We start from the raw sequence: 9,430 nt of genomic DNA on the forward strand, positions 1-9,430 counted from the left end.
CAGCCTGTTCCGACATTGCGCCGAGAGACCAACGTCGAAGCTTTCCTGTTTCCGACTTTTGGCTCAGCGCTCCAAAAGCGCGACCAAGGCCGGCGACCGCGCCTCTTGGGTTGATCGAGCGAACCGAATCAGACACCCCTGACTATGTCGATGGGCAAAAATAGCCTCGGGCCGACTGGGTCCTGGAAATCGACGTGATGAGGTTGAGACCCTCGCCAGAGCGGCGGGTCTCCCCAACCTCTGGCGAGGGTCCGGTGCAGAAACGGATTGAGGCCAGAGCGCTATGTATTATTTTGGGCATGACTGCGGCACCGCGAGCAGCGTTCCCCGATTCTTGTCCTGCGTTACGTTTTTACATTCTGTATCTCACGAGGAATATGACCGTTGGGTGATCTGGGCGAATGATCCTCGCGATGCCATCAAAAAGGCATCATACTTTCGATATTTAGCCAAAATCGCTTTGATACCAGGATATAAGCGATCTTTCTCTGCGGATTCTACAGAAAAATCAGATATTACTGCGTTCTCTGAGTTGGCTTCAATCTATAATGACCCCGGCATTCATTTGATGAGTGGCTTGGAAGGGGAGCGGTGGCCGCACCCTTTATTTGAGCCACTTCAGGATTTTGATCAGTTTGTGGAGCCGTTGGTAGAAGCGCTTGCGTGGAACGATCAATTTCTGAGTCAGGCGCTTGAAAGAGGCGACGATATTTTTGTCGAGCTCGGCAACTTTGGAGATGACGAACAATTTGATTTTAATTTGAGTTTTCGTTCAACAAGAAATGGTAAATTGATACAATATGATTGTTCGACGTTGGCTGTCATTATTTTGGCGTTGCTGCGAGACTTCCGGTCATATTCTCGACATATCCCCATAATACGCACGTTTAAAATCATTCCTCCCAAATCGGCATCGATGCGCGCGTCGCTATTCCCTCGGGCTCAACGCGCCAAGCGCGTTGCCGAGTGTTGGGCTCACGTTCTCGAAAGTTACACGAAGACCCGGAACACTGACGGGTGGCCGGGTTCATGATGAATTCGCCCGACGCCGACGTGATTGCGCGGATGCTCAAGCGCGCCTCCGACAGGCAAGCCAAGCAGGCCCAGAAGCGCGTCGAGAACGCCGTCAAGCGCAATCCCTTCAAGGGCCTCGGGCACACCACTGAATCAGCGTTCGCCGCCGCGCTCTCGAAGGCGCTGAGGAACCACGGGGCCAAGGCCAAGGGCGGTCGCGCCTCGATCCGGATGACCGCGCCCGACACCGGCGGGCGCCCGTTCCACTTCGACCACACCGCCGTCTCGAAGAAGTCGATCGCCCTGAAGCAGGGCGAGACGGCGCCCGCGACCAACACCTACGGCAAGCGCAGGAAGGAGTTCGCCAAGCCGACGTCGCACACGACGACGAGCGGGGCGCACATGGCCTACATCGAGCGCGACGGCGCCGCCGAGGCCTTCGACCTCGACAAGGAGCTCGACGCGGCCATGGGCCGGGGCGGGCGGGGGCGCACGCCCGGCGGCATGCAGGGCTACCTCGAGGACGAGGAGAAGCTCGCCGCCAACGACAAGGCCAATGGCCTGGGGCCGTCGCGCGAGGTCGCCTTCAGCTTCGGCACCCCTGAGATGGGCGAGACGCTCGAGGAGCGCATGGCCTTCTGGGATCTGGCCGAGCAGCACGCCGAGCGCGGCAACGGCACGATCCAGCACCGCCTCATCGTCGAGCTGCCCCACGAGTGCTCCGCCGAGGACCGCCTCGCCGTCATGCGCTCGTTCACGAAGAAGTACGAGGACGACCGCGTCCCCTACTGGTGCGTCCTCCACGCCCCCGTCGAGGGCAAGAACGACGACAGGAACTTCCACGCCCACATCGTCCTGCTCAACCGGCCCGCCTGGAAGGAGCCCTTCCCCGAAGGCGGGAAGAGCTTCCGCAGGGAGGACGGGCCCCTGGTCGACACCTGGACGTTCGCCGCGACCGAAGAAATCCGCGACAAGCACGACAACTACCCCACGCAGTACCCGCTTCGCGAGAACGTGCTCGAGGACTACAGGGGCAAGTTCGTCGCCAGCGAACGCAAGCGCTTCGCCCAGGCGGTCAACGAGCAGATGATCGCGTCGGGCGTCCCGGTCCGCTACGACCACCGCAGCTACAAGGCCATGGGCCTGCCGGTCGAGGCGATGAAGTCCGTCAAGGGCATGATCCTCGAGAAGGCGAAGGCAGGCGAGCGCCTGGTCCTCGACTCCGGCCAGACCAAGCGGCTCGTCGACTTCGAGATCGAGCGCATCGCTCGCGAGCGCCAGGTCGACCTCTCCGAGGTCGAGCGGATCAAGCGCGCCGTCCGCAGCGGCACGACGCGGCTGACGCACCTCGACCGCGAGGCGCGCCACCTCGGCCGCAAGGGCCTCGTCAGGCACGCCGGCCACGCGCTCAAGAAGGCCTACGCCCACGCCGCCCTGCGCTACGCGCTGGCAAAGCAGGCCCACGTCAAGCGCGAGATCGAGCTGCGCCTCGAGTCGTTCAACCTGAGGCGCTACGTCGAGGCCACCGACCCCCAGGCGTCGGCGCCCCTGCGCGAGAAGATCGAGAGGGGCCTGAAGGCCGCCCAGAAGGCCGACGAGGAGGCCGCCGCCCGCGACGCGGCCGATCCCAAGCGCAAGCCGGCCCCCGAAGGGGCCGAGCGCCCCAAGCGCAAGACGGAGAGAGTCGTCGAGGGCCTCACGGCCCAACTCGACGCGCTCCCGGATCCGGAGATCGTGACCCTCATCCACAGGGAGGCCAAGGCCGAGCTCAAGCGCGCGGAGCGCGAGCACGCCGAGGCCCTGGCGCGCACCGAATCGCGCATGGCGCGGGCCCTACGGGCCTGGGGCGTGCTGGCGGAGAGGCCGGCGCCCGTCGAACTGCCGGCCCACACCGAGCACGCCGGCGCGCCCCCCGTGCCGAACTACGCGCCGCGCGACGAGCCGGAGGCCCCCAAGAGCCTCTACCGGCACTACCCCGAGTCGGCGCACGACATGATCGACCAGATGTTCAACACGCCGCAGTCCCGGATCGCCCTCGAGCTGACCAACCGGATCAGCGACCACATCCAGGAGGCCGCCAAGATCAAGGTCCCGGGCAAGGAGACCGCCGAGGTCGTGATGGACGAGGTCAAGGCCCTCGTCGCGGCCTTCAAGCAGGGCCCGGCCCACGGCGAGCTCGCGCTCACGCTCGGGCCCCGCGACAGGAGCCCGCTCGCCGGCGTCCCCAGGGGTGCCGCTGAGGTCGTCCGGGCCCAGCGGGCCGAGTTCGCGGCCAGGGTCGCAGCCGGGCGCGCGCCGGAGCCCCGCCCCGCCGAGGAACCAACCCGACCGCCCACGCCACCCGCGCCGCAGCCCGAGAAGCCCGTCGCGGCACCGACCGCGCCAGAGCCGCCGGAACCACAAGAAAATCAGGCGCCTGATGCGCGAGCATGACCTTCAACCGCGTCGGCGCCGGCGCTACGTCGCCACCACCAATGGCGATCATGAACTGCCGATCTTCCCGAACCTGGCGAAGGATATCGTGCCGGATGGGCCGAACCAGCTCTGGGTGGCCGACATCACCTACGTCGCGATCACCGTGGGCTTCGTCTACGTTGCCGTCATCCTCGACGCCTGGTCGCGCAAGGTCGTCGGGTATGCCATCGGCCGCTCGATCGACGTCCGGCTGACACTGGCCGCACTGCACTCCGCCATCGAAAAGCGAAAACCGCCGCCCGGCTGCGTCCACCACACCGACCGCGGATCGCAATATGCTGCGGGGCGTTATAGGCACGCTCTGGCCGAACACGGTCTCGTCGGATCGATGGGGCGCCGCGGCAACCCCTACGATAACGCCAAGGCCGAGAGCTTCATGAAGACGCTCAAAGTCGAAGCCGTCTATCCGATGGCATATGACACCTTCGAGGATATCGCCGCCGACCTTCCACGCTTCATCGATCACGTCTACAACGCCAACCGACTGCACTCCGCTCTCGGCTATCTCAGCCCGCAGCAGTTCGAGGATCAACACGCCCGGCTAGCGGTCAAATCCGCAGCCTGATCCTGTCTACCCGCAGGGGCGCACTCCAGATCGGCGTCCAATATTGGGTCTGACGCAATCCCGCTGACATTTGAGATCATTGCGCGCCGATCAGACGCGCCTGGAGAAGATCGATCTTTCCGCGGCCGTACATCTGGCGTTTGACGAGCTTGAGGCGGGTGATCTGGCCTTCTGTCTGACCGTTCGACCAAGTCGAGAGGATTGCTGCTCGCACAGCGGCCTCGTCTCGTCGGACGCCATTGGCCAAGGAGGCGACCAGGCTTTGGGAGGCTCGATCGATCCAAGATGACAAGGGCTCGGCCCGCTTCATCCTAATCATGGCATGGAAGTCGGCGATGATCTCGCGAGCCTCGACCAATGCCGGCACGCCGTCCTCGATCGCCGCGATCGTGACGGTTTCAGCCTTTGTGAGATTGTCGCGACCGGTGGTCATCAACCGCGCGATGGTCCGGGCCGACGGGACACGCGCGAGGCTGCTTGCGTCCGCTTTCTCCGCGCGGCGGCGGCGTGTCGCCCATTCCGAGATCACCCTGAGGCTTCCCCGGAAGCCTTTCGTCCTCATCGAGCGCCAGAGAGCAGCTGCGTTCCGAGTTCCCGCGTCCCATTGCGCATCGAGCCAGGGCAGATGCGCATCCAACGAACTCTGGCGAGGTCGGAAGACGTCGCTGCGCTCGCCGCGGACGATCCGCCTGACAGTCTGGCGGTGATGGCCGGTGCGCTTGACGATCTGCTTGATCGGCACACCCTCCCGCCAGAGGGCGAGGACCGCCGCGTTGATCTCTTCCCGCCGCAGATATCCATCGTATTGCAGCTTCTCCGCCGCCGTCAGGAGCGCAGGATTGACGACGGTGGCACCAATGGCGCTACGGATCTGGCGCATCGACTTGCGCACGGCATCGAGGAAAGCGCGGCTGGCATTCTCCATCAGGTGCCAGCGGTCGGCAACCTGGACGGCCTGCGGCAGGGCCCGTGCCACCGCCTCTCCATAGCCACCGCCACGGTCACGAGCGACTGTATGGACCAGCCGCTGATGGCGGAGCCAAGCTTCCGATGTTGCTGGCTCCCGGTCGGAAAGAAGCGCGACCGGCCGACGCCTCTCCAAGTCGCAGACGATCGTGCCGTAGCGGTGATTGCGCCGCCAGGCGAAGTCATCGATGCCGATCACGCGCAGCGGCTCGCTCGGCACCCTGGCACGCTGCCGGACCACGCGCAGCAACGTGTCGTTGCTGACCGGTAGCATCATCCTCGCGGCAAAACTTGCTCCGGGCCTGCCACCCAAGGCGAGGCCGAGATGCTGGACGATATGATCGAGACGATCGGTCCGACGCGCTCGCGGCGCGAGGACGCGGTCACCAAAGCGCTCCGCGAAGATCTGGCGGCCGCACAGGACGGCATCGCAGCGAAAGCGCCGAACGAGGACCTGGAGCTCGACGCGTCGGCCGCTGAGCGGCAGGTCCTTTGCACGCCGGAAATACCGGCTTTGGATCCGTTGCGAGAACGCCCCGCAGTCAGGACATGGACAGGCGCTGACGGCGGACCGGGTTCGGACAACAACGCGATCGCCTTCGATCGTGATACCGTCGACAATCAAACCTGCGGGAACCAAGCTGGCTGGTCGAAATCGCTGCTTCATCGCGCTGATTCCTTCTGGAAACCAGCATCAAAACAGCCCCGACCTGCAGCAGATTTGAGTCAGACCCAAAGTTGGACGCCGATCCCCCGCCTCAAGGGGTCAAACTTGCACACGATGAGGTAATTGCTGCCGTCGAGGCGTGACATCAGATTGATGGACGGCCGGCAGCGGCGCCGGCCTGAGCACGGGATGGTCGTCATGAAACAGTATGTCGGTCTGGATGTATCGCAGAAAGAGACCAGCGTTTGCGTCGTCGATGAATCTGGAAAGGTCGTTTTTCAAGGCCGCGCGAGATCCGATCCCGGCGCTTTGGCGGAACTATTGAGCAAGCGCGCGCCGGGTGCCGAGCGGATCGGCTTCGAGACCGGCGCCATGTCGAGCTGGCTGTGGCATGAACTCAACCGGATCGGTCTGCCCGTCGTGTGCATCGATGCCCGTCACGCGAAGGCAGTGCTGTCGGTTCGAATGAACAAGAGCGACGAGAACGATGCCCAAGGCCTGGCGGAGCTGGTTCGGGTCGGTTGGTACCGAGAAGTCAAAGTGAAGAGTCCGGAGAGTCAGGCAACCCGGTCCCTGCTCGTCGCGCGTTCCAGGCTTGTCGCCATCCGCCGCGATCTGGAGAACCAAGTCCGTTCGATGCTGAAGGAGCATGGGCTACAGTTCAGCCGATCGATTGGATCACAGTTCCGGCGAAAGGTCTTGGAGCTGCTTGCCGAGGATCATCCGCTCCGATCCGTGATCGGGACGCTCCTCAGGGTCCATGAGCAAACCTGCGAGGAACAGGAAAAACTTGATCGTCAGGTCCGGCGTCTCGCTCATGGCGACTGCACTACGCGCCGGCTGATGACGGTTCCCGGCGTCGGCGTGGTGACGGCGCTGACCTACCGCCACACGATCGATGATCCCTCGCGCTTTTCCTCGGCCAGCGATGTCGGTGCCTACCTGGGCCTGACGCCGCGGCGAAAACAATCCGGGGAAACGGATGTCAGCGGCCGTGTCTCGCATTGGGGAGATCGCCTGCTGCGAACATATCTCTACGAGGCAGCCAGTGTCCTGATGCATCGAACCAAGAAATGGTCAGCGCTGAAAGCATGGGGCATTCGTCTCTCCAAGCGGATCGGGATGAAGAAGGCCAAGGTCGCCGTCGCACGCAAAATGGCCGTGCTTCTCCACTGCATCTGGGTCGACGGCACCAGCTTCCAATGGGGGAGCGAAAAGACGGCGTAGGCGCTTCCTGCATTCCCGCTCACGGGTGCCAATCTCGGTACTCGCGATGTCCCCGCCGGGACGGCGGTTGTGGTGACCTCGTTGTTTCGGCTGACGTCCACTGGAACGTCGTTGCACACGTTGAGGCACCCGACCCGAACATCATCATGAGGCGCTTGACCTCGGAAAGGACCATGACCCCGGCGATGACGGCGCGAAATCCGAGGTTGACAGCTCTCCGCAATTAAAGGTCCGAAACACAAGCGGTCGGCGTCAGGTCCGGCCTGGCGCCCAGCGCGGCGGCGCGCCAGTCGCGCATCGCCTGGCGCACGCGTGCCATCCTCGAGGCGCTGGCGCGCTCGTGGCGCGCTTTGAGGATCTCGACTTCGGAGCGGGCGACGTCGTTGAGGAGCGCGGCGAGCGCGGTCTTCGGCACGACCGCCATCTCCTTCTTGAGGCGGGCGACCTCCTTCTTGTTGCCCTTGGCGCGGGCGTCGAGGAGGCTTCGCGCCAGCCTGGCTTGGAGGAGCGCGACGATCTCGGGCTTCGTCGCCTCGACGACGCGCTCGACCGAGCGGATCTCCTGGGCCGCCTCGATCGAGCGCTCGACGTGCAGCGCCCGCGTGCGGGCGTAGTCGAGCGCCTTGCGCTTGACGAAGGTCTTCACCGCGTGCGCGCCGCGCCGCAGGATCGGCTTCTTCTTGAGGAAGTCGCCCTCCTTCTCGAGCTGGCGCAGCTCTCGGTCGCCAGCCCTGACAGCGGCGCGGATCTGCGAAACCTCGGAATAGTCCGGCGCGCGTTCACGAGCGAGCCTCTGGATCTCCGCCTGGACGTCTCTCTTGGTCTGTGCGTAGTCCAGCACGACGCGGTCGCCCGCCTTGGCCTTGTCCTTGATGATGCGGGAGATGGACTTCATCGAGTCGACCTCGAGGCCCATCGCCTTGTAGCTGCGGTGGTCGTAGCGGACGGGGTTCCCGACGGCGGCCATCCTCTCGTTTACGATGTCGGAAAAGCGCTTGCGCTGGTCCTTGACGAAGGTCGCTCGATATTCGGGGAGGATCGTCTGGCGTTTGGGGTAGCGCCATTTCGTGACGCGGAAATCGTCGGGCAGGAAGCTCTTGGCGGCGAAGTCCCAGGTGTCCACCAGTGGGCCTTCCGGGCCGACCTTGACCTTGCCTCCGAGGGGCCACTTCATCATTTTGGCCGGCCGGTTTAACATGACGATGTGACCGTGATAGTTTCGGCTGTCGTTCTTAGCCGTCGGCGCGTGCAGCACCGCATAGAAGGGGATGCCGTCCGCCTCGAACTTCGCGGTGAAGGCCTCCATGATCGCCAGTCGATCCTCGGGCGACGCCTCGTGGGGCAGCTCTATGATGAAGCGGTGCTGGATCGTGCCGCTCTCGCCCTTGGCGTGCTCCTCGACGAGGTCCCAGAAGGCCATTCGCTCCTCAAGCGTCTTGCCCATCTCCGGCGTCCCGTAGGAGAAGACGAGCGCTTTCGGTGGCTTGACGTCGGCCGGCTGCTCGAGGTCCTCGGCCTTGGACGGGTCCTCAAGGTACCCCTGCATGCCACCCGGTGCGATCTCGCGACCAGCCGCCCCGATCGCGGCTCGGATCCTAGCCGCGTCCTCAAGGTCGACCTCGATCATCTCGGCTGCGCCGTCGCGCTCGAGGTAGGCCATGTGCGCGCTGCTGCTGCTGGTGTGGCGCTTGGGCCTGGCTTCGAACTTACCCGACTTGCGCACGGCCTTGGCCGTCTCGCCCGGCTTCAGCTTTATCGTCTGCGAGGACACCGCGGTGTGGTCGAAGTGGAACGGCCTGCCGCCCGTGTCGGGGGCGGTCATCCTAATTGAGGGGCGCTGTCCCGAGTTGTTGCTATGGAACGTCAGGGCACCCGTGAGCGCGTTCGTCAGCGCCCTCTCGATGCCACCCATGCGCGCGTGGGCGTTGTTTGAGAAGGGGTTGCCGCCTGAACGCTTCCATCTGCGCTTGGCCGCCTTGGTGGCCTGGTCCGCAGCTTTCTTCAGGAGGCGCTCGACCTGCTTCTGGTTACCGGCCCCGAGGATCGACTTGCCCTCGTCGAGCTCGATGCCCTTGTCTTGTGCCTTGGCCATGACGAGCAGCCTCTAAGCTCTCAACCAAGTCGCAGCCGAGGGCCTAAGGACCCTCAAAAGCCGGGCGAACTCTTCGATCACGGGACGCTGGCGCAGCCAGTCCGCCAGCCACGTATCGACGAACGGAGTCAGCCATCGGTTTCCTGCCTTCGCCCAGGCCTTATGCCCACTGAATGAGTAAAAAACGGCAGCTTCCAAACAGGAGATGCAATCTTCTCGCAGCAGCTCCATGGCCCCGTCATTGAGCTCTGCGATCGCCAGGGCAACCAACTCGCGACCGAAATCGCGCTTGAGGTTAAGGTCGATCACGTCTCCCAGATTCTTCGCGCTGTTCGTCGTCAGAACATTCGGCACAACTCGCGGCGTAGATTAGCGGAGTGCGGGCCTCGTCTGGGGGTTGATGTTAGGCGGCGAGCTTGCGGTG

7 protein-coding genes are annotated in these 9,430 nt (G+C 64.1%); 4 read left to right on the forward strand and 3 right to left on the reverse strand.

Annotated features, from left to right (window positions below; all coding sequences use genetic code 11):
* The first annotated feature begins 388 nt into the window (after window positions 1-388).
* From BW981_RS22505 to BW981_RS07575, 3 genes are read left to right on the forward strand one after another with little or no spacing between them, the layout of a single operon-like run.
* Window positions 389-1,033, forward strand: a complete 645-nt coding sequence (locus BW981_RS22505) for a hypothetical protein (RefSeq protein ID WP_139333665.1) — start codon at window positions 389-391, stop codon at window positions 1,031-1,033.
* Window positions 1,030-3,447: a MobA/MobL family protein gene (locus BW981_RS07570; protein WP_139333666.1), complete on the forward strand. Its 2,418-nt coding sequence runs from the start codon at window positions 1,030-1,032 to the stop codon at window positions 3,445-3,447. The genes BW981_RS22505 and BW981_RS07570 overlap by 4 nt, the downstream gene beginning before the upstream one ends.
* On the forward strand, window positions 3,434-4,054 hold the full coding sequence (locus BW981_RS07575; RefSeq protein WP_076437713.1) for an IS3 family transposase: 621 nt from the start codon (window positions 3,434-3,436) through the stop codon (window positions 4,052-4,054). The genes BW981_RS07570 and BW981_RS07575 overlap by 14 nt, the downstream gene beginning before the upstream one ends.
* A gap of 76 nt (window positions 4,055-4,130) precedes the next feature.
* On the opposite strand, the gene BW981_RS07580 is transcribed toward BW981_RS07575, so the two are convergent.
* Window positions 4,131-5,687, reverse strand: a complete 1,557-nt coding sequence (locus tag BW981_RS07580; protein WP_076437715.1) for an ISL3 family transposase — start codon at window positions 5,685-5,687, stop codon at window positions 4,131-4,133.
* 198 nt (window positions 5,688-5,885) lie between these two features.
* Here BW981_RS07580 and BW981_RS07585 point away from each other — a divergent pair, with 198 nt between their 5' ends.
* Window positions 5,886-6,914 (forward strand): IS110 family RNA-guided transposase, encoded by a 1,029-nt coding sequence (locus BW981_RS07585; protein ID WP_076437823.1) that lies wholly within the window; start codon window positions 5,886-5,888, stop codon window positions 6,912-6,914.
* A gap of 223 nt (window positions 6,915-7,137) precedes the next feature.
* On the opposite strand, the gene BW981_RS07590 is transcribed toward BW981_RS07585, so the two are convergent.
* Both BW981_RS07590 and BW981_RS07595 read right to left on the reverse strand, forming a co-directional pair.
* Window positions 7,138-9,006, reverse strand: a complete 1,869-nt coding sequence (locus BW981_RS07590; protein ID WP_076437716.1) for a MobA/MobL family protein — start codon at window positions 9,004-9,006, stop codon at window positions 7,138-7,140.
* 12 nt (window positions 9,007-9,018) lie between these two features.
* On the reverse strand, window positions 9,019-9,315 hold the full coding sequence (locus BW981_RS07595) for a hypothetical protein (protein ID WP_076437718.1): 297 nt from the start codon (window positions 9,313-9,315) through the stop codon (window positions 9,019-9,021).
* Window positions 9,316-9,430: the final 115 nt, after the last annotated feature.

The organism is Allobosea sp. TND4EK4 (assembly GCF_900156025.1).
Taxonomy (GTDB): domain Bacteria; phylum Pseudomonadota; class Alphaproteobacteria; order Rhizobiales; family Beijerinckiaceae; genus Allobosea.

Bases quoted from the DNA above. Each gene is read 5' to 3' on its own strand.
- BW981_RS07570 (WP_139333666.1), top strand. From the start codon at position 1,030: ATGATGAATTCGCCCGACGCCGACGTGATTGCGCGGATGCTCAAGCGC.
- BW981_RS07575 (WP_076437713.1), top strand. From the start codon at position 3,434: ATGCGCGAGCATGACCTTCAACCGCGTCGGCGCCGGCGCTACGTCGCC.
- BW981_RS07580 (WP_076437715.1), bottom strand. From the start codon at position 5,687: ATGAAGCAGCGATTTCGACCAGCCAGCTTGGTTCCCGCAGGTTTGATT.
- BW981_RS07585 (WP_076437823.1), top strand. From the start codon at position 5,886: ATGAAACAGTATGTCGGTCTGGATGTATCGCAGAAAGAGACCAGCGTT.
- BW981_RS07590 (WP_076437716.1), bottom strand. From the start codon at position 9,006: ATGGCCAAGGCACAAGACAAGGGCATCGAGCTCGACGAGGGCAAGTCG.